Here is a 23,677-nt window from a genome sequence, read left to right on the forward strand (position 1 = left end):
TTTTCTGATCGCATTTATCAAATAACAGTTACTATTTAAACAACCGATTAATTTTGTTACTAAACCTATATTGTTAAGGGAAAATGACTAAAAACATTCAAGATAATTATCACAAAATTCTCCAATCGATTGAAGATTCTTATGATGAGATGTATAGAGAAGCTTACGAATGGGAAACGGCTAATGATGAAGAACCGCCTGAATGTTATCCTTCGATTGATTACGCTTTACAAGCTGATCTCTTAGCTATAGAAAAAACAGTTTATAAAGATGTTCTAGAATCTGGACAGATAAGAGAAAAAGGACAGGTTGTAGCAGAAATTATTGAACAAACTAACTCTATAACTTTAACTTCTAATAGATTATTAATAGCTGATATTGATCTAGAAGACAAAGCCATCTCTTCTTATTTAGAATTCTTACAAACTTATACGTTTAACAGTAAAACTATTCTTACTGTTTATCGGAGCCTTAATGGACTACGTATTTTTGATTTTGAAAATTTCTATGATGATATAAACTCTATACTAAAAATATTACAAGACATTAAGGCAGATCCAAACTATATCAATTTTGTGACTAAAACAAAATCATGTCACGCTCGGTTAACACCGAAAAAAGACTCTTTTATGGATTATTGGAATTTAGTTAAACTTAATATTTGTGATAATGATTATATCAATTGTCCTTACAAAGTTTCTGAAATTATAGGGCAAATTGGCTATGACGAAGCTAGACAAAATTTGATGGATAGATATAGTATTCATGTTCCTAAGTTTTATAGGGTCAAAGATTATTATGAGCATTATACTCGTTCACAGGAAATTCTTTGTGGTGTTTTAGCCTAGCATTAAATACTCAAGTTTTAGCGATTTTCTAATTCCATTAACCTCTAGGATAGCGTACCGGCTTAATCCATCTCTAAGCTCCTTAACTAACGCTTTAGCCCCGATTAGGGAATGGTCTAACAAATCACCCTGAATTCTTACCCATTGGCCTATCTTCACTGGCCAATCAACCGGTGGACTGGCTTTTTGTAGTATCGATTCGTGATCCAGATGTGGCTGATCTTCTTTCACAATTATTGGCACATCTGGATCATTAATTCTCTTTTGCTGGTCTGGGTTATAGCCATTTTTAGACTCATGAGTTTGATCGTAACTTTTTTTCTCGGTTTCCGTACTACAAGATTGTTGTTGTAGTATATTTTCATCGTCCCATCTCAGGATTTGGAGATGTTCGGGTGAGTAATCCCGTTCTATTCTGGCCTCAATTATTTCGGTTAGTTTGCTGATGACCCCATGAACAAAGTGATCGTGTCTGTCGGGTTCGATGACTTCAAATATGTTGATTTTAATGGGGATGACCTTATATACCCTTGTTCTTTGTTCATCCGACAAACGGCGATCGCTTAAATCATAGCCAATCTGATTAAGCAACCACCGCACAAACTTGATGGGGTCTTTTGATGGTCGTCTTCCTAAACCCTGCCAGATTTTCTTTTGGTTAGCCCGTTTAATCAATTCTTGGACCGGTTCACTATCGGCGGTGAATTCCCCTGCTACTTCGATAAAGTACAATAACCTTAAATCAAACAAGGCTTTTAGAAATAGATAACGGGGCTTAATTTTCCAAGGGCAAAGCTTACCTATTCTGGCTTTATTTAATAAGTTGTTGTAAAATCGTTTAACCTTCACTAAGGCTGGTGAGTTTTCTTGGTCAAATTTCTCAAGATAAATTCTATTTTCTAATTGAGTAATCAGATTCGGGTATTTATATTTAACTAAGTAAATTAACTCAGGACTCCAATAATTACAGTTATTTATATTAGGTAAAAGTTTAATTAATTTAGCTTTCATTAATGCACATCTATCTTCCCAATGAGCGTCTTGGCTTAACATCATCCAAGGTTTATCTAGGTACTTATCAGAAGATTCAAAGATATCTGTTGAGTTTTGAAACCTAGTTTTTATCTTTTCTTTTGAAACTTCTTTATTAACGGTTTTAAATGGGTCTTGATGTTCGGGAGTATAACGATTACAAATATCATATCCCTGTTGCTCTAATAACCAATAAACACACTGTCTCAGGTTGGCTTTTTCATAGTTAATCATTGCTTCTAATCGTTGAGCTAATTTACTCTCAGGAGTATCTAAGTCTTCTTTGACTTTTGTGAGTAGCTCACTGATTAATTCTTGTTTATTATCTTCCCCAACCATTGCTAAATGAAGGTCACGGGTTAATCGCTGGTTAAAATGATATTGTAATTTTTCTAAGAAGGGTGATTTAATAGTATTCCTATCATCTACTTTGATAAAGGGATTTACCCATAGATAACGGGTCACTTGACTATCCCTGATTCTCCCTATTATCTGAGTAATTGAGTCAGCATCTAATGCCCCATAAAATAAGCCAAAGAAGTGAGTAAAATAGTTACCAATCTTAATATCTAAACCACTCTCGCAGGAAGGGGAAAATAATAACCTGTCTATTTTATTTTCCCTTAAATATTTATCAGGGTCTTTTAAGAATTCCTTGACTTCTGGTTGATTGATTGTTTTTGAGTCAATTCTTAATACTTTGTAACCTAACTTGTCTAAAATTCTATGTAATGATTCTAGTAAGGTTTGATTGTCAGAGGCGATCGCTCCTGTCATATCGCTAATAGTTATTAAGTCATACAGCCAAGGGGCATGATCCCGTTTTCTTAGTTTTGTTTTCTTGATGGTTCCTTCTAATAAAACTAAGTTAGGTTTATTACCTTTATAGGTATTTTCTACCTTTTCTATCTTTTTGGTGGGGTCACAGGCTGCGATAAAATCACAATACATATCCGATAGATTACCATCAAAACAGATAATTCTATCGGCTTTTTTAATGGCTTCTTTGACTAATTCTATTGCTTGTTCCCGATTATTAATGGTTCGGGAAAATAACAGATGTTTTAACACTGAGATGATTTCATCTAGTAGTAAGATTTTCTCATCAAAGTCGTTAGGGTTAAAACGATAATGTGAGTTAATACAAGCTGTGACTTTTCCTTGAGGATTCCTAATATATAAGCTACTTTCTTGTTCATGGATATGGGTGAATTCTATATTTTTACCTGTTTCTTTTTTTGCTTTAGAAGTCTTCTCACAAAACTGATAAAGTAACGAGTTTCTGTATCCTAAACTGACAGCACCATAGTTCTCTAAGGAGTTTTTAAACCACTCAATTGTATTGGTTGTTTTACCAGTACCTAACCCTGATTTACCGCATAATACAGAGTTCTTATCTGGTACACTTAAGTCTAAATACTCCTGCTCTACTGTTTTTGTTGGGGTAAACTGTTTACAACTTTTCCAGGCTTTAAAAGCTTTTCTATGGTAGATTAATTGGTCTGATTTTTCCTTGAACTCATCAATTGGAATTAAGCTTATCTCAAGGTTTTCAATATCAATTTCGTCAATGTCTAAGCCAGTTTCTTTATTGGCTAACTGTCCCCAATCAGCTACTTGTAAATCAGGTACGATTTTTCCTAATTTGCTGTATGCGATCGCTACATTACTGTTCACAATTGAACCAGCATCGGCATACAGAATAAATTCAACTTCATCCCATTCATATCGGGACTTGATTGAGGCGATCGCATCCTCTATGGACCCGGCACTACTGCCAAAGTTCCCCCCACTGGCTCCAATAATTGGAATCCCTACTTTAGATGAGGCTAGAAGGGGTTTATACTCTAATCCCTCAGTGAACCCTATTATTTGTTTTGAAGGGGCTTCATGAGGTAAATAAGTGGCGATGGGGAGTTCTCCCGATGGTAGATCAATGGGTATCCCCCTAGAGTTCTTTGAGGATAACCACAAGTATTTCCCTAATTCGTTGGTTTCTGAATCAAGATTGTTGATTCTTAGGCCGGTGTACAATCCGTTTTCGTTTGGGACCGGAATGAGGATACCGTCACAAGGGTTGTTTAGTTTGTCCCCTCGTTGGTTTACCCCTGATAATCTTATATCTACACAATTTCTTAATTTTTGCCACTTGGTTATAGTGCGGTAGTTGGCCTCAGTTATTTGGCGATCGCTTATTCCTCTTTCTCTCAGGATTTCATAATGGCGATCGCTTAACGTTAGTTGACTCAGAATTTCCCTGATGACTCTATCTCGTTCTCGGATAGGTAATAGGGCATTAAGTTGTTCTCTTTCTTGTTGTTGCCGTCTTTCTCGTTGCCGTTGCTGTTCTTCTAACCATTCTTGGCGACGTTCTGATGCCCAGGCATCGGTATCGGGCTTATAAGCCCATATATTGAAGTTCCAAGCGTCCTGGCCACGATAAACGTAATCGAGGGGGTTGGCTTCACTGCTTCGACAGTGAACCAAGCCAGTGCTTGTGTTTTGTCGGCAGTCACGACGTTCTCCTTGGCATACTGGACAGGGAGTACGGCGATTATATCTAAACCAGGTCATACGTACTCCCTATCCACGATATTAGGGGGCAAGTGATGAATTTTAGAAAAAATTTTCCATCAGCTTTAGATCCGCCACACGGCAGACTATATATAGATTTCATCAATGTCTCCAGAAGTAGTTACAACCTTCTGGCTACCCTCAAACTGGCTTTATTCGGAAATTTTGAGAGAGAATAAGAATAATAAAATATACTTTTCGGGCTTGGTTCAGCCCTGTTGGTCATGGAAAGATTTCCGTAATTGCCATCGGGGTTAGCCAGCTTTTTAGTTTTTGTTAAAACAATGACTAGGCTTGGTTAATTAAGAAACTTCCTGCTTGTCGTAAGAAAATTGCGCTCCAAAGTCAGTATCCAGAACCGACTCAATTGATCTCAATACTTCCTCGGAGATCCACTCTCGATCTTCTTTCTCTAATTGATACCAATATCCCAAACTGATTCCGGCCATAGTTGCCAAAACCTGTACCGAACGGCCATCTGCCATTCTTGCTTCTTTTAATCTTTTTCCAAAATTAACTACTTCAGCTTCTTGATAACGTCGTATTTTCACTTTTTGGTTTTTCATCTTTTCCTCCTTTAGCTTACTCCAATATTATTTTTAGATGATTGACCCTAGTGTGTTTACACTACTATTTATACTACAGTATAAAGATTGCAGTAGCAATACTTCTTCTAGATTTTTCTCAAGCTAATGTCCAAAAAATATAGTGATCCGCCTTCGGCGGAAAAAAAGGAAAAAGTAGAAAAGAGTATAAAGGGTAAGAGGGGAAAAGGGTAAAGGGAAACTAAGTCCTCTCGGCATCACACATCACCCGAAAACCAAAATTGTAGAGGCGGACGTCGCGGTCGTTGTTGTAGCGAAAGGCCGAACGGCAATACCGCGGATAACCGAACCAGCTACCGCCACGGAATACACGAGTTCTATTCTCTTCTAACAAAACATCAAGATTTTTTTGAATGTTGTCGTATAAGTCTTCTTTTCCTTGATCCCAAACTTGACCGTTAGAAGGTGCGTCTTCATAGTTTGGATGCCAAGGATCTAAACACCATTCCCAGACATTACCGTGCATATCACTTAACCCAAAGGCGTTGGGAGCGTTAAAATAATCCACTGGCGTTGTTTGCTGGCGATAAATCCCTTTTGGACCTTGGCCATAGTTTCCTTTCCATCCCTCCTCTTCATCGCCAATTCCATCATAATTAGCTAATTCAGTGGTAATAGTTTCTCCAAAATGAAAGGGGGTGACTGTTCCAGCACGACAAGCATATTCCCATTGAGCTTCGCTAGGGAGACTGTAGGTTTTTCCTGTCAGTTTAGATAATCTAGCACAATATTCCATTGCTTCTTGCCAACTGACGTTTTCTACAGGTCTTTTCCAACGGGTTATTTGTTGTTCACCCTCTTGATAATCATCTTTAAAATCTGATGGATCTGGTTCAAGTTCGATGGACACTCTTAACTCTTCCTGTTCAGCGATCGCTTTCCATTGTTCTTGAGTGACGGGATAACGTGCCATAAAAAAGCTATTGAGGGTAACTTGATGTTCAGGTTGTTCATCCTTACTGCTGCCTTCTTCTCTCGTGGATGCTCCCATAATGAACGTACCACGAGGAATTTGAATCATTTGCAAAGGGAGGGTCAGGGGAACCCCTAAATCTTCAGTGAAATGATAGACGGTTTTGGTAGTATGAATGGTTTCGAGGGTGGTAGCCATAACCAGTTTATTTGAGGATGGTGAAGGAATGGCAAGCTTTTCGGTTTTACCCTACTAAGTTCACCACCCCAGTTTTATTTTTGGATACCGTTACCAGCATCACAGGAATAGACTGGACTCTTTGGGTACACGCTCGACAGATTCCCACCTGCCGATTCTGGCAATAAAGAGACCTCCCGGCATCACACATCACCCGAAAACCAACATTGTTGTTGTGGTTGTCGCGGTTGTTGTTGTTGCGATTGGCCGAACGGCAATTTTGTGGATTATTGATCCAGCTACCGCCACGGAGTCGAGTTCGTCTACCCCCTCTTCAGTCCCTTTTAAAAAGAAGGGATGTGAATATCTGTTGCCTTAATTGCCATGTATCGCCATGTTCAAGATGGGCATTCCAGCTATTTAGAGAAGTAATGACATCGGACACATTAATTTTACCTTGAGCAAAGTCTTTTTGTAATTGTTTGAGTCTGCGTCTGCCCCGATGAATGTTTTGGTTTCTAACTCTAATTTTATGATGAAAAATGCGAAATCCTAAAAAGGTGGCTCCGATATTTGTAGAAAAGAGTTGACTTTTTACAGGATGAATTTTTAGACGTAAACTGATTAAAAAGTTTTCAATTTGTTGTCGACAATCTTTTAAATAATCAGGGTCAGAGGAAAATAAAGCAAAGTCATCAACATAACGAACGTAGGCTTTACATTTTAACTGTTCTTTTATAAAATGGTCGAGGGGATTAAGATAGATATTGGCAAAAAATTGACTGGTTAAGTTACCAATGGGTAAACCCTGTTTTCGTTCAATGGGAGTAAGCAGAGTGTCGTTAGGAAAATATTGGATAGTGGGTTCTTGAGGATTACTATTATCAATAATTTTATCGATTAACCAGAGGGTATCTTGACATTTTATTTTCCGTCGAATAAGCTGTTTGAGAATTTGATGATCAATAGAGGGAAAATATTTTTTTATATCACATTGTAAAATGCAGGTATGGGTGCGAAGAAAGTCAGTAAATCGTCTTAAGGCTCGATGAGTTCCATACCCTTCTCGATTGGCATAACTATCGCAAATAAAAGTTTTTTCAAAGATAGGAACAATGATATTACAAAGAGCATGATGAACCACTCGATCTCGATAGGGAGCAGCAGAGATTAAACGACTTTTGGGATCTCTCAGGTGAAACGTTCGGTACTGTCCCGGTTGATAGGTTTTGTTGGTTAATTCTTGTTGAATCTTGAAAAGTTCTGTGGCTAAATTATAATTAAAGTCTAAAACATTATCTCGATATCGCTTACCTTTTTGAGCTTTTTTTGCTGCTGAATAAAGGTTTTCAAAGGGGATTATTTTTTGCCAAAGGTTTCCGTAACGTTTCATAAAAGTATTTCTTATTTAATTTGATTAGTCAGGAAATGATTATTACCGTTTATTTTGTTGTTTAATCCATCCCCCTAATTCTGTTCCCACTTCGTTAATTAATTGATTGACGTATTTGTATCGCTTTAAGGAGATTAATTCAAATTCTAGCAGTAATTGGGTTTGATGACGAATAATATCTAATTTAATATTAAGCTTCTTGAGAATGTCTAGTTTACGATGAGCATATTTTGCTTCTATTAATCCTTCTAAAAGTTCATAGAGATGATTACTGATTTTCTCCCCTAGAGTAAATTTGTAGGTTCTGGGTAACTTCTCAAGAATGGGAATATACCATTTGATTAAATCATGAGTTTTTTGAATAACGGATAATTCTTTCATTTCTAATCATGCTACCACTTTTAAGAGATTATGATTCTACTTTAACGAATCCTACAATACTTAATAGTATAGATTTGAAAAAATAGTGCGAGTCGCCTTAAGGCGACTTTTGAAAAGGGAAAAGAATCAGAGGAAAAAGAGGAAAAGGGAAAAAGAAAAAAGGGTTACTGAGTCTTCCCGGCATCACACATCACCCGAAAACCAACATCGTTCTCGTGGTTGTCGCGGTTGCTGAGGTTGCGAAAGGCCGAACGGCAATAATGTGGATTATAGATCCAGCCACCGCCACGGAGTATTTTTGTTCTAGTCGAATTTTCATCTATCCAAGCACTACCATCATTAGGTGCGCCATCATAGCTTGAATGATAGTCATCTTCACACCATTCCCAGACATTGCCGTGCATATCGTAGAGTCCAAACGCATTGGGAGAGAATTGACCAACAGGGATCGTTTTCTTTCTATATTGTCCCGTTGGTTCATCAGCAAAGGTTTTGTCAGCACGATAATTTGCTATCTTTGAGGTTAGGGTTGGGCCAAAATGAAAGGGTTGATGATATTGCTGATTCCATTGTTTTAGGGTTAATTCTTCATTGTTGACTGATGAGGGAGAATTGATAACTGAACGACAAGCGTATTCCCATTTAGCTTCACTGGGTAATTTGTAGCCTTTTCCTGTCCATTTTGAGAGTCTTTGGCAAAATTCTACTGCTTCTTCCCAACTGACTTTTTCAACTGGTCGATTTTTTCCTTTAAAGTTTGAGGGTTCTAGTTGGAGATCCTGTTCTACTTTTAAATCCTCTCTTGAAGCGATCACTTTCCACTGTGCTTGAGTAATGGGGGTTTGGCTGAGGTAAAAAGAGGGAACGTTAACTAAGTGTTGGAGTTTCTCTTGATTGAAGTAGTCAGCATCATACTTTTTAGAAAGTTGTTCAATTTCTTCGTCTGGGGTTCCCATGAAAAATTGCCCTGCTGGAATATAAATCATGCGAATATTAGCAAAATTATCATCTTTGTTTTCCTCTGTCTCTCCTTCTAAAATTTCGTCGTAATAATAAGCTTTGATGGGTTGTTTTTTAATAATTTTGCCAGTGTTGTCAACAAAGACCGTTTCTGCGGTGAAAACGAATTGTAAGGTTGGGATATTAAGGGTTAGCGGTTCTAATTGAGAGAATTTAAAGGGTGAGATTGTTTGAATTTGTTCAATTAAGCCGTTTTGTAGGTCTTGTTCGTTATCAATATCCCGTTCCAGGGCATTAGCGAGGGCGGTTAAATCTCCTCTTGAATAAGCGTTCAGGGGTTCTGTAACCATTAACAAAGGTTCATAGCCTTCAAGTGCAGAGGAAAGACTTTCTAATAAGGTTGTTAGTCCAACCAAACGAACTCGGTTGTTATGGTCTAGGGCTTGTTTTAGGGCTTGTTTTAGTTGGTCAACGGCTTGACTGGGTTGTAGGTAGGCTAGGGATAACCATTCTTGATGTTGTAGGTTCGGCGGTAATAGGCTATTTTCAGCAATTTGCGCTCTTATGTATGTCTGTAGTTGATGAGCAAGAGTTTTTAGTTGTTCTTTGCTCAATTTTTCTAGGAGAATTTTACGAATGTCGGGGGACATTTCGTAGAGTTCTCGATCAACGCGACGGACTAAGCCAGAGAGAAGAATATCAGCAATAGCATACCAGGAGGGTTGTTTGTTTTTGTCTTGATGGTGACGGAGATAATAGAGTAAATCTGGAGATAAACTGAGGGGAAAGGCACTTCGTTTAAGGAGGTCACAGGTATTTGCGTCATAATCTTGTTCAAACAACTTTAATCGGTCTTCTGGGCTGAAAAAGTCATCATCAGACAGATATGGCTCCCATTGTTGAGAAAAGTCGGGTTGAAAATGACGAGTCGGGATGGCCTCTTCTTTGAGCCAAGGAATGAGACGGTCAAAGTCTTTAATTTCTAAGCCAAACATAGCAAAATTGGGGATATCTTCCGACAAATCGGCAATATCTAAAGCAGTTGTGCCGAACCAGCGTTGATAGGGTAAGGGGTTTAACCAGGCCACTCGGCTAAATCTTCGGGTTAAACGTCGAAGGATGTTTTCAGTTTCGCTAAAACGTTCCTCGACATAGCGTTTCCTGGCTGCACCAGCATCACTGAAAATGAGACAACTGGTAGATTCTGGAGTGTAATTAAGAAGGGTTCGATTTAAGGATTGACTGTCCCAACCCGTTTCTGAGGTTAAAACTTCCTCTGAGATCACATTGTCGAAATAATAGGAAGCAGCTTCTTGCCAACAGTGAAGGAGTAGTCTGGCAAAGCCAACAAAGGGAATCATGGAGTCTGAGCGATCAATAAAAATAACGATTTGCCGACGATAAAGTTGCTTTTTTTGATAAATTACTCGCTCAAAAAAGCCTCGTTTTGCTGCTTCGATAACGGTGGATTTAAGATCCCATTGTCGCCGAGGGCTTTCAAAGGGTAAAGGATGTAATTGTTCCCAACTTTCTTGAAGTTTAGCAGTTGCAATGGGGTAATAATCTGGGTTATTTTTTGATAAGACATTCCATCGTTTTCTTATTTCTAAGGCTGTACCGATTTTGGGATCTTTTAGGGTTAATTGAGGAGAAGGAAGAGGAGAGGAAGGAGAAGGAGGGAGAGGTGGTTCCTGGGGAAACTGACTGATGGTAATCGTTGAGTTTTCGTAATTATTTTTCGAGTCTATTGGTTGAGCAAAGTCTTGTTGGTTGATAATAGAATTATCTCGATTGGTTGTTAATTTAACTTCTCGATCATTTTGAAGCATCTTCTCCCATGCTTCATTAAATTTCTGCTTTTCTTCTTGAGATTTAACCCATAAAGATTCACAAATTCGTTTAGTTTTAAGATTAGTTAAGTTAGGATTGGTAATTAGATTACTATTAGGATGATCAGAAAATTTTTGAACAATATAATTTTTAGCACAATTATATTGTTCAATGGATAAAGAAAATCCTTCTTCATCTCTTAATTGATAAAATAACTCTAATAATGGCGATGTCATATTAATCTAGTTTGCATAGTAGAAATGTAAAACTTCTGTACAGTTCCTAAACGAAGTTGCGGCGCAGGTGCATACGGCGAAAGAACTTCCTTTAAACCTCTCCATAGTCTCGTAAATCATCCCGACTTTTGAGTAAAATACCAGCGTGAGGAAGTTTCTTTTCTTTAAGTTTCTTTGTCATAATATCTGGTTCATATTTTAATAGGGATTTAAACCAAAAAATTAATTCGCTAGTGCTAACTTTCTTCTCCCCTGGAGATTTATGATCTTCTTGTGCCTTCCGAACTTGCATAAATCGGTCAACAGCTTCTATGATAACGTCTTGTTCTGGGTCGGTAAAACGTTTTGTTAAGATTTCAATGAGTGTTTCTGGTTCAGGGAATTCAATATAATGATAAATACAGCGTCTCAGAAAAGCATTAGGTAAGGTTTTTTCTTGATTACTGGTAATAATAATAAGGGGTAAATATTCTGAATTGGCTTGAATTTTTTCTTGTGTTTCTTTAACGAAAAAGCAACGAGATTCGATAGCTAAAAGTAAATCATTAGGGAAATCTCGGTCAGCTTTATCAATCTCATCGATTAAGACAACGGACTGTTCTTGATGATCTTGACTTTGTTTAAATGCCAGACCTAATGGTTGTAAATTAACCCAATCTTTAGGATTAGCAGGATCTTTTTCATTATTCTTATCTTCATTTTTAACAGCCAAAGAATCTGTATCATCTGTTTTTTTTATATTAGTAGATGAATCATTAATTAACTTAGTAATTTGGGCTGCTTGTAGTCGTCCAATATAATCATATTGATATAAACTTTCTTCCGCTTTACTGGTAGATTGTACAGTCCATTCATAATATTTAATGGGATTATTTTTTTTTCGATAATTAAATTCATAGACTAAAGCATGGGCAAGGCGACTTTTACCACAGCCGGGTTCTCCTTCTAATAATAATGGCATTCTTAAATCAATGGCTAAGTTAACCACCTCAATTAAGTCAGTTTCGGCGGTATAGGGATAAATTTCTCGTTGAATGGGGTCATAATAAATCCCTGGTTTCTCCGGTTGGATTATTCCTGTATAGGTTAATAGTTTTTTATTCATATTTTAGTTAATTTGTATTTTTTGATGAAAAGCGGTAAATGTTTTTTCAGGATTTCCTCCATCACTTTGCTCTAAAAGCCAGTTTACAGTATTTTCATTCCAATTATTTTGATCATTTAAGGCAATAGCTAATTTGGGAATAATTTTGATAAAATCTTGCTCATCAAATTGGTTTTCGAGAGGAATTATAGGAATATTTTCTAAAATGTTTGAGCCAACAAAACTTAGATTTTTTTGACTTAGTAAAATTAATAAAAAGAAGCCTGTTGAGTTAGATACTGATTTTTTTAATTGATTCCAAAATTGATTGATGATAATTTCTTGTAAAGAAGCTGGATCTAAACAGTCTACATTTTTAACAATCATAATAATATTACGTTTATTTAGCTCTTTTTTTATTGTATTTATTCTGATTTTTTCTCTTAACCGACTTTTAAGGTACTCACTACTAAAATTTATACTAGAACTGGTAACAGAAATGTCATCAATAATGACACAATCCTCTAAATAATTCCATTGTTTAATTTCATATTTAATTCTTTTAATCAGCCATTGAAAATATCTTCGATCATCACCTATTAAAGTATATAGTTGCATTCTATGATCACACTTCAAAGCAATTTGTTTTAGTTGTGCTAATTCTGAATCATAATTAAAACAGCTAGATAAACAGTTATCAATTTGTTGTCGTTCTATTTTTTCTTCTCTTGTTTCTTCATGATAAATTTGTTTGAATAATGGCTGAATATGCTTGTCAGTCGTTTGATATCTTTCTAAGTCTTCTAACTTAACTCCCAATGCAGCACAGAAAAATATTACGGCAGTTTTGTTAATAGATATCTCATCCTGATCTTTATTTAGCTTGCCGACTAAACGTCTAAAAGTAGGCCAGGAAAGATCATTAGCACGAACAATAAATTGATCGAAAAGCTCTAAAATTTTATCAAATTGGATGTAATAAATTCCACCATTTAAAATAAAGTATTCACAGTTTGGTTTGATAGTAAAAAGTTCTTCATATTTTTGCCTATTTTCAATTAGACAAGAACTATAAATATGATATTTTGTATAATTTGACTCAACAAATTTTATTCCTGTTTTTTTCTGTTTTATAATATGTTTTTTAACTTGCGACTTTAATCTAATCTTAGCGGCTTCAGCTAAAATTGGACATTTGTTATTCTCTCGACAGCCAGAACTATCTTTGAAATCGTTGAATTTTTGGAGCAAATACTGTCTATCGCTCTTAGTTAGTGTGATAGTATCTGCCATTTAATGTGTACTTAAGTCCTCTATATTGTCAGATTTTTGATCAGTTGTGATCAGTTCAGATCAGGGCTGATCAGAATGTTCTCTTACTAAGTTAATGCTCTTATGATGATGATCAGTTGGACAAGAGATTTAATCTCAAACCAATACATAACTTGAATCAAAAGGAACCAATTATTATGGCTAAAAAACCCAAACAAGTGAATGATAACCGAGAAGAGTCTGCTAACAAAATAAACATTGAAGTAATCATGACAGACTCTGCAATGAAAGAAACTATTAAGGCAGTTATCGAAATTCTCATGATTATCACTGCTTTATTAGGAGTGGGTGCAACTTTAAATTCTCAAATCCCCCACCGCAACAACAAGAAACTCAGGTTCACCTTGAGAACCAAGCAGAGTCAGATCAGTAATACAACCTCACTAACTCCGACTCAATCCCAAAAATTAACTTGAAGTATCTTGGACACGACTATAGGATAAATGCCTAATGTTGTGTCTTTTTGTTTGTTATTACTACTATAAATCAATACAGTCTGATTATTTAATTATTTTCTTCAAGAAACGTTAATAATCTTTCGGGCATAGTCCTTCTCTGCTCATCGCCCAATTCAAAGCATCCATTTGGTCATGAGTTAACTTATCATGCAAGGGCGTACTATAATTACCCGTCAGTTTTCCTTGTACCCACGGTGGGACGGTTGTCCCTGCAAACCCTTCCGAACAAAAGGTAGTTAGACGAATAGCTACTGTAGAAATTAGCGATCGCAGAACAACACTCGATGATCGCCCCTTGACTTGCTCGTTAGTGCCGAACTACAATAAAATACATCAGCACTAACCTAAAACCAATGTCCTCGAAACTTGCCATCAAAGCTCGTATCAATCAACTACGAAGTCAAGGAAAAGTCGCACCTCCCAACACCTGGATCGGAACAAGTAGCATCACCAAGAAAAACGGTAAACGTTACACTTATTACAGGCTAATGAAAGCTTATTACCCTCCTGCTACGAAAGATAACCCGAATCCTCAACGAAAAACCAAAATGGTACAGTATTTGGGGACGGTTGAGAGTATAGCTTATCGGGAGATGGTTAAGGCGATCGCCCGTCGCAATGAGATTCAGAGGTTAGAGAGGAAGCTGTATAAGTTAGAGCAACAAGTTAGTGTCGCATCAACCAAGAATAGGCAACGGAGTAAGCAATCAGCACTAACTACCTTGGTAGCAGAGTTAGTGCAACAGGTGCAAGGTTTGGTAGAGGAAGTGGCATGGATGAAGAAAGAGTTTATTTTACAATTAAAACAAAACCCGTCACTGAGAACTCAACTAAGGTAATTTATGGTAACAGTTGCTCAAATTCAAGAGGAAATTAAACAAATTCGAGCTAGTGGAGATGTGGCACCTCCTAATACTTGGATTAGTTCTAGTAGTATTAAGAAAAAAGACAAAAAATACACCTATTATCGTCTCCTGAAAGCTGACTATGATCATCGAACTAAAAGTGGTAAACCTAAAAATAAAATGGTAAGTTATTTGGGTAGTGCTGATAGTGAAAAATATCTCGAAATGAAGACCGCTATTGAGCGTCGTAATCAGATTGAGAAATTACTAAAACAACTTGAAAAAATAGAACAACAGGCGAATATGGCTAATCAACCATCAAAAAGAGAACTTCACCAACCAGCACTAACAACTTTAGTCATGGAATTAATTACCCAAGTTCAAACTCTTCAAACTGAGATACAAGAATTGAAACAACAGTTGTCTTCTACTCACAAATAATCATTCAAATATGCTCAGAGAATCTAGGTAATCTTCAGTTAAATCTTCTTGTTCACCAACAAGATCACTTTCTTTATTCCGACCATATTCATCATTAAATTCTTGAAAACTATCTAATCTAATGTCTTCTCTAATTTCATTATGAGAATTTGAGTAACTTTTCCATTTATTACTCTGTCTAACTAATAGTTCATCTTCCGAATTAGTTTCGTCATTATCCTCAGTATTTTTAATTTTAGTTTCTTTAGAAGATTTACTCATAAATCTACCTTTTATTCACCTTTATTATACTATAAAATCTTACTAATTATTTCTCCATATTCCTACAACAACCCCTTGTATTTTTACAGTTGTTCTCGGAACTTTCAAGGAGGTTTCTTTATTAAAAGAAGTCAATATTACCTCAGAAAAATCTAATGTGTATCTTCCTAATGTGACACCATAGCCTTCGACATTAGCAGCGACAAATTCCCCGTTTTTCACTGTTTCTTCTGGAGCTAAACGACGGATAATAGCTATGTCTTCATGGGCGCACCGCGAAGCGGATCTCTTCGAGATCGCATTCTCAACTAACCCATTACCCTCAACTCGTAAAGCATAGTAATCATCTTGGTTGAGAACGTAGGGAAGTTCTAGGTTTGATTGTTCGTCAGTGAAAGGTTCAACTAAACCACCGGCAGCTATGGCCCCTTTGATAACAATCCCAGGTTTCTTGACTTTTAGGGGTTTGATGGTTCTTGCTTTTCCTTCAATCCATGTCACATAACCCTTATCTCTCATTCTTCCGAGACGAGATTGAACAGGGGCTGGAGAACGTAAATTCATCGCTCTCATCATCTGACGAATCGAAGGAGCGTGTTGATTCTGGTTGATATAATGAACCAGCCAGTCGTATAACTCTTTTTGAGCAGGGGTTAATGGCTCCATAGCTCTGGGATATTTCTGAAACTGATCCTAGTTTACTTGTATTTTAATACTAAGGTTCTGTTTCTTGGGTAAATTTTATAAGGATAGTTGACTTTTCGTTGTCAATTGGTATTATTGTACTATATAGCAGTTTTTGTTCATGTACTCTCCTTCTCTCAAACAAGATTCCCGTGACCCCTTTGTTGATAAGCTTCTCTTCTTAGCTATCAACCACAATCCCACTCTGGCAGAACAATTAGCTGCCATTACCGAAGCTCACCATGAACGTCTTGCCGATGTCACTCAAGGTCGTCCTTATTTCCGAGTTCATGATCTTGTCCGACATATTTGTTCTTTTTCTTATGGTTCTGTTCAACAGATTCGACCTTCTGTTAATAATCATCTTTATCTTATCGCTTGGTTTGATTCTCCTCATCCTTGGCAATGGCAATGGATAGAATCCCATTCTTTAACTTTACTGCCTTCTTTTTTTTAGTTTATTTTTTTTCCAGAAAAGAATAAGGGGAATAATTAATAAAATGGAAGAGAGTCCTCAAGGATATATAAATAAGGTAAAAATTTTAGAAAGAAACAGAAAGTTTATTCAGATTTATTCTCCCATTTACTTTTTCCCGTTATTGTCTTTCCTAGTCTGCCAAATTCTTAAGTATTTGTTAGCCTAGAGAAGCACCCAGTAATTAATAGTGTACGTTGCCCCAATTATGGGGCTTTTTACCCTAATCATGCTAGTCCCACTCTAATTAAACTAACACCGTTATCTCCTCCATTACAGATATTGTATAAGTAACTCCTTGTTTGTCTTCTAAATAATAATTACCATCAATCTCAACCACTTTTCCTTTAATCTTCATCATTCCCATCGGATGGGGAATTAACCCTTGTAACAACTGTCCCACTTCATAATCAGGGGTTGATAAACGATGTTGCTGTGAAGCTTCTTTGAGATTGTTGTAGAACTCTAGCAACTGTGAATCACTTAAACGTTTTCTAGAACTAACACCATATTGACTCAGTAGGTACTCTTTCCCCGTATTGGTTGACCATCCTAGTTGGGACATCTGAGAGTCAATCTGTTTCATTAATTCTCCCCTAGAAGTAGCTGTGTGATGGCTTGTAACGGGCTGGCTATCGTCTGTAACCCTTGCGGATGTTGAGTGTGACGGCTGTGACGGGTATTTTTCAGTTTTTTCTATTTCCATTTCTGCCTCCGTTGAAACTAAAACTTTCTCTAAAAGTCCAACTGATGATGATGAAGTTTTGTTAGAAGTTCCAGAAAGTTCAACACACCCGTCACATTCATCACTGATGGGGGTTTCAGCCATCACACTACCCATCACACCACCGGTTACACTCACCACCGACTCTTCACATGATGAACGATACAATCCTTCGATTAATGGTGGTAAATCCTCGTCCAAATGATCCCGAATTTTCAACCCCTGAATAAATGCCCCTTTGCGATCGCGTCCTTTCCTCACAGTGAAACCTAACTGGTTGTTACACAGGTCTAATAGCAAATAAGAGAAACGAGTTAATGAAATAGTATTGATGCCCGATAATGAGCAATATTGACAATAATTGGCATATAACCAGATATTCTCCTTTGATTCTCCCAAAGGTGACTTACAACCGATTTGTGTCTCGTATCTATCGATGTAAGTGATCTTCTCGTTTAGCCACGCTGCAATGCTATTGGTATCAATTAAGTTCTCTAGTTTGCTTTTTAGGAGTCCTACCGCGTAGTTGAGTGGGTCTTTGATGATAGTGGTAGCATCATTACTATCCATTTCTAAAACCCAATTTAGAAGCCCTGGTATGTATGGGGCAAATTCTCCTGTTAGATTATTGTCCCTATCATGGTCAATCAGCTTCCGTTGATCTCTTTCAGCAATACGTCGATTCATCGATAAGGGAATCTCCCGACGGTATAACCCACTGGTATGATCTCCGGTTTTGATTGGTTCGTTTGAGGTGATAATTACCAAAGCATCTGGGTAGAAGCTGGCTAGAGCTTGTTTGTACTTCTGTTCAAATCTTAAGCGATCGCCTCCTGTTAATGCCTTGAGTTTTTTCACGCCTCGATAGCTCGTTGCCTCATTAATAATCACCAGTCTCTTGTCTTTGATGTTAGCAGTCTCGAATTTATCCTTCTCCAAAATGTCTAAGTCGGTGACGTGAACATTCTCAGCCCCAACCAGTGCGATCGCTAATTTGGTTAACGTGGACTTCCCACTTCCCCCCGGTCCACATAAAGCCAGGAATTTCTGCCAGTCCGCCCTTCCTGTGACGATGCCATGAAGGTAAGCCCTGATTAAATTAACGAGTGTTTCATCTCCTTCCATCATCTCTAAGAGCCATTGTTTTATGGGGTTACAAGATGCCAAAGGGTTGTAATCGTAAGGCAAGCACCATGTTAGATAGTTTGTGGGACTATGAGGCCATAGTTCTCTGGTTTCTAAGTCTAACACCCCATTCCGAAAGGGGATAAGTCCTTTTTGGCTATTAGTAGACATTTCGTTAACTAGCAACACCCTAGATAACCGTTTACCTATGGCTTCGACAAAGGTAAACTTATAATCTGATATTTTGGGAATTTGTGCCTTTAACTGCTCTATTAACTCTGATTTTTGTGACCTATCCCTGTTACTTCCTTTTACGGCACTTATCGCCGTTTGAATTTGCTGGCTAATGGTTTCTGCTTTGTCAACCAATCCGTCTAGTTCTAGCATTAACCTCTGTTCTAAACGTTCTTTAGTTATTAAATCCCATATTCCTTCTTTTTCGGCATTATATAAATACCAATCTTTGGTTGTGCCTTCATAAATCAGTCTATCTTTGTATAAAGAGGCTAAATACTCACATACCCTTTTCTCATTCCACTTGGGTAAGTCATGTTCTAGCTTTGTTATTTTGATTGAGGCCGGTTCATTACTTCGATTTTCCCACACCGAACGGAACCATTGAGAACCGCTGGCAACGCACCGCTCCGCGGATCTCTTCGAGATCGCATCATCGATCCCCTTCTCTTCCGTTTCCCAATCAAGAAACAAAACTTTACAACAAGCATCACGGAAGCAATTGGCTAGTCTTTCCCTTGCTGCAATTACCGCAGCTTGGGTTTTCAGTTTTTGGTCTTGGTCAAAGATTATTACGACCTCACGGCCTGGCGTGGCTAAATATTGAAGCTGTGGGAGTAATGTGGGGTTTCCCTCGGAATCTTTGGGGCTACCGTTCCAAATGCCAGGTATTGATACGGCTGCTACCCCTTGGGACAATAAGGCCCCTGCTTTCTTTGTTCCCTCAACAATGGCGATCGCCACTTCCGGATTCTCCTTCACCCATTTCCAGAATAACTGATCCTTTTGCCGTAGAAATTCTTTATAGGTTATCCCCTCGGTTAATATCCATTGTTCTCTGATTCTTTCTCGGTATTCCTTGAGAAGACCTGACTTTTTGGCGACTTTTAACCCAATACGTCGAGAAACTTTGAGACAGATGGTTTCAACTGGTTCAAAGGGTGGAACTTCGTATTTTCGGGTTTTTCCATTCGGGGTGACTTTGGGGTTATTGGGTTTGAGTTGACCCCAAAGAATTTCTTTCCCTGTTTCTGGGTCAGTAGCGTTGACTCCCCATCCCCCGTCTTCTAGGTGAGCGTTGGCTTTCAGGGTTCGGTTGTTGATACGTCCATCGTTTCTACGGGGTACGTTTTCACTGTATAACAGGAAGTCGTAGGTATCAGAGGCGATAAGCGATCGCACATTCAATAATACGATTTCCGGGTCGACTCCTGAACCGATGACCCACTCGTTGAGATATTGTTCATTAATGTTATTCATTTTGGACTCCAGTTACTCTGTACTACTGGAGATACCCTACGGTAATGACCACTTGGAAAAACTAAGCTCGGACAACTAAGATAAAAATGAATATATATTTTGGGTCTGGTGTATGTTCTTTCTTAGTAGCAACACCAGTTGTTGTCTTGCCAGCTTTCATAGCGGCCATGACAGAGCATCACCAGTCTTTCCTATTTCATTTCAATTAAATAATTGCTTAACTCTATGCTTGCGTATTGAAGCATAGTCATTACTAAATGCTTATCGGATGCTTTGTCCCCTTGAGCGTCGGGATAGCAATAGTAATTATTTTTATAGACATAACTTGCCTGTACCGCAAATTTCCTATATCATGAGGTTATAGCGGTTAATTACCGTTGCTAAAATTTTATATTTCTTTCTTATCTCATTGTTGCCTCCTTACTTGGTTAACAGAGATTTCACAGAGAGAAGCCCTTACTTTAGAAACGTCGCGCATTCCCCAATGACTCGGCGTTTCGTCGTTTTTAAGGGTTTCTCAATTCGAGAAACTTCTGCTGTATATTAATAGTCCGGCTTAACAGAATACCTCAACTATATATCAGATGCTTACTACAAACAAGTTTTGAGACTTGGATGGGGAATTTTAGAGTTTTCGTTCTGATGTAAGCAATAGAACTTTTTTCGGACTTTTAAAAAAGTTAATCACTAAATTTCACCTCTTCATGATTAACGACAACTTTTTCAGTTTTTTCCCAACGGATAAAAACTTCTCCTCCCATCGCTTTAATTAAATCTTCTAGAGTTTTTGTTCTCGTTGAAGAGGGATCACTCAACACTTTTTTGACGGTACTAGAATAATTAGCAGCCCCTTTTTCTTCGCCACGCAATTTATCTAATTCTTGCGCCAATCGATATTGAGTCCACCCTAGTTCCTTTAATCGAGCTTGTAACACTTTTGGGTTCATTAGGAGTTGCTTCATAACTACTCCTTTAATCCTTTCATGTTGATGTCTTAGCCCCTATATCGCAATAACTATAAAAATTATATCACAAAAAAACTAAATATAATTCATAAACGTGATATATTAGAAAAGTATATATTTAACTGACGCTTAAATATATAGTAAAAATCTTTTAAAGAGACGTTTTTCAGGATTTATTAAAAAATAATTAAATATTGGCTTTTTAATTTTCTTAAAATTTTTGCCGAGATATTCTAATAATCAGTTGAATTTAAAAGATTGAGACTATGTACGAATCAAAAATTATATTTACGGATGTTCTGCTCCCCAAATGGATAAAAACATTAGGAATGATTGGAATGTATGCAATTTCTATGTCGACACCAGTTATGGCAGAAATAGATCCCAAAATAAAATCTGGAACACAGATCAACGAAATTTCTCACAAGACAACCCTTTTAATTATCACCGAATCTCAAAGTATTGGTTCAGGATCTTTAATTGCCAAAGAAGGTAATAAATGTATAGGTGTCACTAATCGTCATGTTGTTCTTTCGAGTGAAGGGAAAGTCGAAAAGATGATTATTAGAACTTATGATGAGCAGACATATAAAGTTGACAACGTTAATTGGTTTTCTTCTGAAGATTTAGCTATTGTAGAATTTCAATGTAATCGAAACTACGAACCAATCACAATAGCGACATATCAGCTATCTCCTGGTCAGCCTGTCTACTTATCTGGATGGCCCCCTTCCTTGGGTCAAATTAATCGTCAATTTACAAGTGGATCAATTTCAACTATTTTAAAGAATTCTGACGATGGCTATGCAATCGGCTATACAAACGTTACTCAGGGGGGAATGTCAGGAGGACAAATATTAGATGCAGCAGGACGGTTAGTGGGTATTCATGGTTTAGGAGATAGAGACCAAGTTTCAGCAAAAACTGGATTTAACTATGGAATTCCTGTGTCTACAATGTTAGCCAGAGTCTCACAAAACGGTCTTAATTACAATCTAAAGATAGTTTACTCCTTACCGCAAGAATCGGATGACAACACCCTCGTTTCAACCGAAGTTCCTCAGATAGATTCAAGAGATCGTGTCGATGTTAACAAGCTCAGAGACAATGTGGATTGGACAATAGAAACCATCCAAAAAATTTGTATTTTTTTGGGTTGCTAGATACAAAAAAAGGTCAGTTAAAAAAGCTTTCTAACTAAGGTCAAAAATTTGGCTCCAAGAGTAAAAAGAACAAGAAAATAAAGATTAATTATGAAAAATTCAGCGACTCGTCGTAAATTTCTTATAGGTGCAGGAGCATCTGTCGGAGTAGGATTAACCCATAAATTAATATTACCAACTGTAGCAAAAACAACGGAACCAACCTTAAATATATACGTAATTATATGGAGAAGTGTCGGAGGAAAAATTCCCTGGAATAGCTCTTCTCCGCAAGAGGTTGCCGAAAAAGGTGCTTATGTTATCTGGGCTTACATTCAGCAAGAAATTTATAGACGAGGAGGATTACTTTTACTAAGTTTTTTAAGCCCCACTGCTCTAATTCAATTGTTAGTAAATATTTATAATAAAGGTTCAATAATTGGACACGCCGCACTCTACGCTAAGTATCAACATATTAATGGTTCATCAGAACAGATTGTTTTTAGCAATACAGGCTCGAATGTCGGTATGTATATTAGATGGTACGATCATTTGAGCAAAACATTCGACCTTAGCACAGTTAATCCAAAATTTCCCAAGAGCGAACCTTACCAAAGAGGATTCCCTAGAATTTTAGCTTGTTGCTATTTACTAGAAACACTGGCAGGACACTTGAGTGATGGTACTTTTGAAACCATCGAAGAGTTTAAAGGACGTGTTAAAAAACACTCCCCACCTAGAGTATCAAAGCAAACTTTAAAGGGAACTGAAGCTGAAAAAACATTTTCTTTGTTAAAAGAAATAAAACATCAGACCAGCAATATTAATACTTCTGGCGCTCCAAAAGATTATGGATTAAACACCACAGAAGTCAGAAAAATCGGGGATTTATTAAATCCTAAGCCAGTTGCCAATTTAGGCCAACCTCAACCAATGAAAAGTTATTTAATTGGTGGAGAAGAACATCAGATTTATGGGGGCTGTGCTAATGCAGTTGCCAGCGTTCTCAAAGCAGCTAAACTTCAAAATATGATTGAAGATCGTGCAAAATTTAGAATTGAGCTTTCCTTTGATAACTTTAAAGATGCTGTTATACCTATTTTAGTTGGAGCCAATGCCTTTAATCGAAATACAGGTAAAGCCAATGATGCTGACCTAATAAGAGAGTTGCAAAGACTACCTCAAACTTGGGGCAGTGGAAATACCGTAGAATTTTTCGATCCCAATTATTGGTACGATCAATTACCAGCCAACAGAAATAGTTTTGAAAATTTACTTCAAGACATTCAATAAGAAATTCCGCTAAACAAAACGCTCGAATACCTGCCTTAGAATTATTATCCCTACTTTCTAGATTACCAACATGAATTCTTTTACCTAACTATAAATCGGAGATAATCACAACATTTTGAAAGGGCTACTTTTATTATTGTATTTGATCTGTGAACTACCAGACACCGACGCAAGCGTACGGTGCTGGCTTCCTACCCAGAAACTAGCGGAGTAGTAGATTTCTTGCGTCCTCTATTACTACGACTTACAGTTTGGCGATAGGCTTTATCCCGTGTCCCACAGTCAAAATTCGTAGTCCCTCGTCTCTGAGAGAATCGCTGCGTTAATGTCTCTGTCGTGGGTTGTATGGCATGATTCACAAGTCCATTGTCGATATCAAGAGGCAAGCTACCAACTTGATTTAAG

20 protein-coding genes and 2 pseudogenes are annotated in these 23,677 nt (G+C 37.4%); 7 read left to right on the forward strand and 15 right to left on the reverse strand.

Going from position 1 to position 23,677, the window contains the following annotated elements:
• Positions 1-83 precede the first annotated feature (83 nt).
• Positions 84-848: a hypothetical protein gene (locus CY0110_RS20850; RefSeq protein WP_008277533.1), complete on the forward strand. Its 765-nt coding sequence runs from the start codon at positions 84-86 to the stop codon at positions 846-848.
• Here the strand turns inward: CY0110_RS20850 and CY0110_RS20855 are convergent.
• From CY0110_RS20855 to CY0110_RS20890, 9 genes and pseudogenes are all read right to left on the reverse strand, one after another.
• Entirely contained in the window at positions 840-4,454 is a 3,615-nt protein-coding gene (locus tag CY0110_RS20855; protein ID WP_008277534.1) for a plasmid replication protein, CyRepA1 family, read from the reverse strand. The genes CY0110_RS20850 and CY0110_RS20855 overlap by 9 nt on opposite strands.
• A gap of 302 nt (positions 4,455-4,756) precedes the next feature.
• Complete coding sequence (locus tag CY0110_RS20860) at positions 4,757-5,020, reverse strand: helix-turn-helix domain-containing protein (RefSeq protein ID WP_008277535.1); 264 nt, start codon at positions 5,018-5,020, stop codon at positions 4,757-4,759.
• Between the two features lie 220 nt (positions 5,021-5,240).
• Positions 5,241-6,170 carry a formylglycine-generating enzyme family protein gene (locus CY0110_RS20865; protein WP_008277536.1) on the reverse strand — a complete coding sequence of 310 codons (930 nt, stop codon included), beginning with the start codon at positions 6,168-6,170 and terminating at the stop codon, positions 5,241-5,243.
• Positions 6,171-6,216: 46 nt separating this feature from the next.
• Positions 6,217-6,462, reverse strand: a pseudogene (locus CY0110_RS31555) (hypothetical protein); the annotation flags it as partial.
• A gap of 21 nt (positions 6,463-6,483) precedes the next feature.
• Entirely contained in the window at positions 6,484-7,542 is a 1,059-nt protein-coding gene (locus tag CY0110_RS20870) for an RNA-directed DNA polymerase (RefSeq protein WP_008277538.1), read from the reverse strand.
• A gap of 42 nt (positions 7,543-7,584) precedes the next feature.
• Complete coding sequence (gene avd, locus CY0110_RS20875; RefSeq protein ID WP_008277539.1) at positions 7,585-7,923, reverse strand: diversity-generating retroelement protein Avd; 339 nt, start codon at positions 7,921-7,923, stop codon at positions 7,585-7,587.
• A gap of 164 nt (positions 7,924-8,087) precedes the next feature.
• On the reverse strand, positions 8,088-10,949 hold the full coding sequence (locus CY0110_RS20880) for a formylglycine-generating enzyme family protein (protein ID WP_008277540.1): 2,862 nt from the start codon (positions 10,947-10,949) through the stop codon (positions 8,088-8,090).
• Positions 10,950-11,040: 91 nt separating this feature from the next.
• The gene (locus CY0110_RS20885; RefSeq protein WP_008277541.1) at positions 11,041-12,054 is read right to left on the reverse strand and encodes an AAA family ATPase; all 1,014 of its coding nucleotides are present in this window, start codon (positions 12,052-12,054) and stop codon (positions 11,041-11,043) included.
• Positions 12,055-12,057: 3 nt separating this feature from the next.
• On the reverse strand, positions 12,058-13,326 hold the full coding sequence (locus CY0110_RS20890) for a hypothetical protein (RefSeq protein WP_008277542.1): 1,269 nt from the start codon (positions 13,324-13,326) through the stop codon (positions 12,058-12,060).
• Between the two features lie 176 nt (positions 13,327-13,502).
• Between CY0110_RS20890 and CY0110_RS20895 the strand changes: the two genes are divergently transcribed.
• The gene (locus CY0110_RS20895; RefSeq protein ID WP_008277543.1) at positions 13,503-13,781 is read left to right on the forward strand and encodes a hypothetical protein; all 279 of its coding nucleotides are present in this window, start codon (positions 13,503-13,505) and stop codon (positions 13,779-13,781) included.
• A gap of 111 nt (positions 13,782-13,892) precedes the next feature.
• Here CY0110_RS20895 and CY0110_RS31560 read toward each other — a convergent pair whose 3' ends face one another.
• Positions 13,893-14,096 (reverse strand): DUF6753 family protein, encoded by a 204-nt coding sequence (locus CY0110_RS31560; protein ID WP_332306411.1) that lies wholly within the window; start codon positions 14,094-14,096, stop codon positions 13,893-13,895.
• 80 nt (positions 14,097-14,176) lie between these two features.
• On the opposite strand from CY0110_RS31560, the gene CY0110_RS20900 reads away from it, so the two are divergent.
• The gene (locus CY0110_RS20900; RefSeq protein ID WP_008277544.1) at positions 14,177-14,662 is read left to right on the forward strand and encodes a hypothetical protein; all 486 of its coding nucleotides are present in this window, start codon (positions 14,177-14,179) and stop codon (positions 14,660-14,662) included.
• 3 nt (positions 14,663-14,665) lie between these two features.
• Positions 14,666-15,109 carry a hypothetical protein gene (locus CY0110_RS20905; RefSeq protein WP_008277545.1) on the forward strand — a complete coding sequence of 148 codons (444 nt, stop codon included), beginning with the start codon at positions 14,666-14,668 and terminating at the stop codon, positions 15,107-15,109.
• Here CY0110_RS20905 and CY0110_RS20910 read toward each other — a convergent pair whose 3' ends face one another.
• Positions 15,110-15,370, reverse strand: a complete 261-nt coding sequence (locus tag CY0110_RS20910) for a hypothetical protein (protein ID WP_008277546.1) — start codon at positions 15,368-15,370, stop codon at positions 15,110-15,112.
• A 42-nt stretch (positions 15,371-15,412) separates the two neighbouring features.
• Positions 15,413-16,036 (reverse strand): transcriptional repressor LexA, encoded by a 624-nt coding sequence (gene lexA, locus CY0110_RS20915; protein ID WP_008277547.1) that lies wholly within the window; start codon positions 16,034-16,036, stop codon positions 15,413-15,415.
• Between the two features lie 139 nt (positions 16,037-16,175).
• Here lexA and CY0110_RS20920 point away from each other — a divergent pair, with 139 nt between their 5' ends.
• The gene (locus tag CY0110_RS20920) at positions 16,176-16,511 is read left to right on the forward strand and encodes a hypothetical protein (RefSeq protein WP_008277432.1); all 336 of its coding nucleotides are present in this window, start codon (positions 16,176-16,178) and stop codon (positions 16,509-16,511) included.
• Between the two features lie 265 nt (positions 16,512-16,776).
• Here the strand turns inward: CY0110_RS20920 and CY0110_RS20925 are convergent, their stop codons facing one another.
• Positions 16,777-19,872, reverse strand: a complete 3,096-nt coding sequence (locus CY0110_RS20925; protein ID WP_008277548.1) for a phage/plasmid primase, P4 family — start codon at positions 19,870-19,872, stop codon at positions 16,777-16,779.
• Positions 19,873-20,552: 680 nt separating this feature from the next.
• Positions 20,553-20,834: a hypothetical protein gene (locus tag CY0110_RS20930; protein ID WP_008277550.1), complete on the reverse strand. Its 282-nt coding sequence runs from the start codon at positions 20,832-20,834 to the stop codon at positions 20,553-20,555.
• A 356-nt stretch (positions 20,835-21,190) separates the two neighbouring features.
• Between CY0110_RS20930 and CY0110_RS20935 the strand changes: the two genes are divergently transcribed.
• Both CY0110_RS20935 and CY0110_RS20940 read left to right on the forward strand, forming a co-directional pair.
• Positions 21,191-22,000 (forward strand): S1 family peptidase, encoded by an 810-nt coding sequence (locus tag CY0110_RS20935; RefSeq protein WP_232285768.1) that lies wholly within the window; start codon positions 21,191-21,193, stop codon positions 21,998-22,000.
• A gap of 90 nt (positions 22,001-22,090) precedes the next feature.
• Positions 22,091-23,272: a hypothetical protein gene (locus tag CY0110_RS20940; protein WP_008277552.1), complete on the forward strand. Its 1,182-nt coding sequence runs from the start codon at positions 22,091-22,093 to the stop codon at positions 23,270-23,272.
• 191 nt (positions 23,273-23,463) lie between these two features.
• Here CY0110_RS20940 and CY0110_RS31060 read toward each other — a convergent pair.
• Positions 23,464-23,677 (reverse strand): annotated as a pseudogene (locus CY0110_RS31060) (zinc ribbon domain-containing protein); the annotation flags it as partial.

The sequence above is a fragment of the Crocosphaera chwakensis CCY0110 genome (genome assembly GCF_000169335.1).
Classification (GTDB): domain Bacteria; phylum Cyanobacteriota; class Cyanobacteriia; order Cyanobacteriales; family Microcystaceae; genus Crocosphaera; species Crocosphaera chwakensis.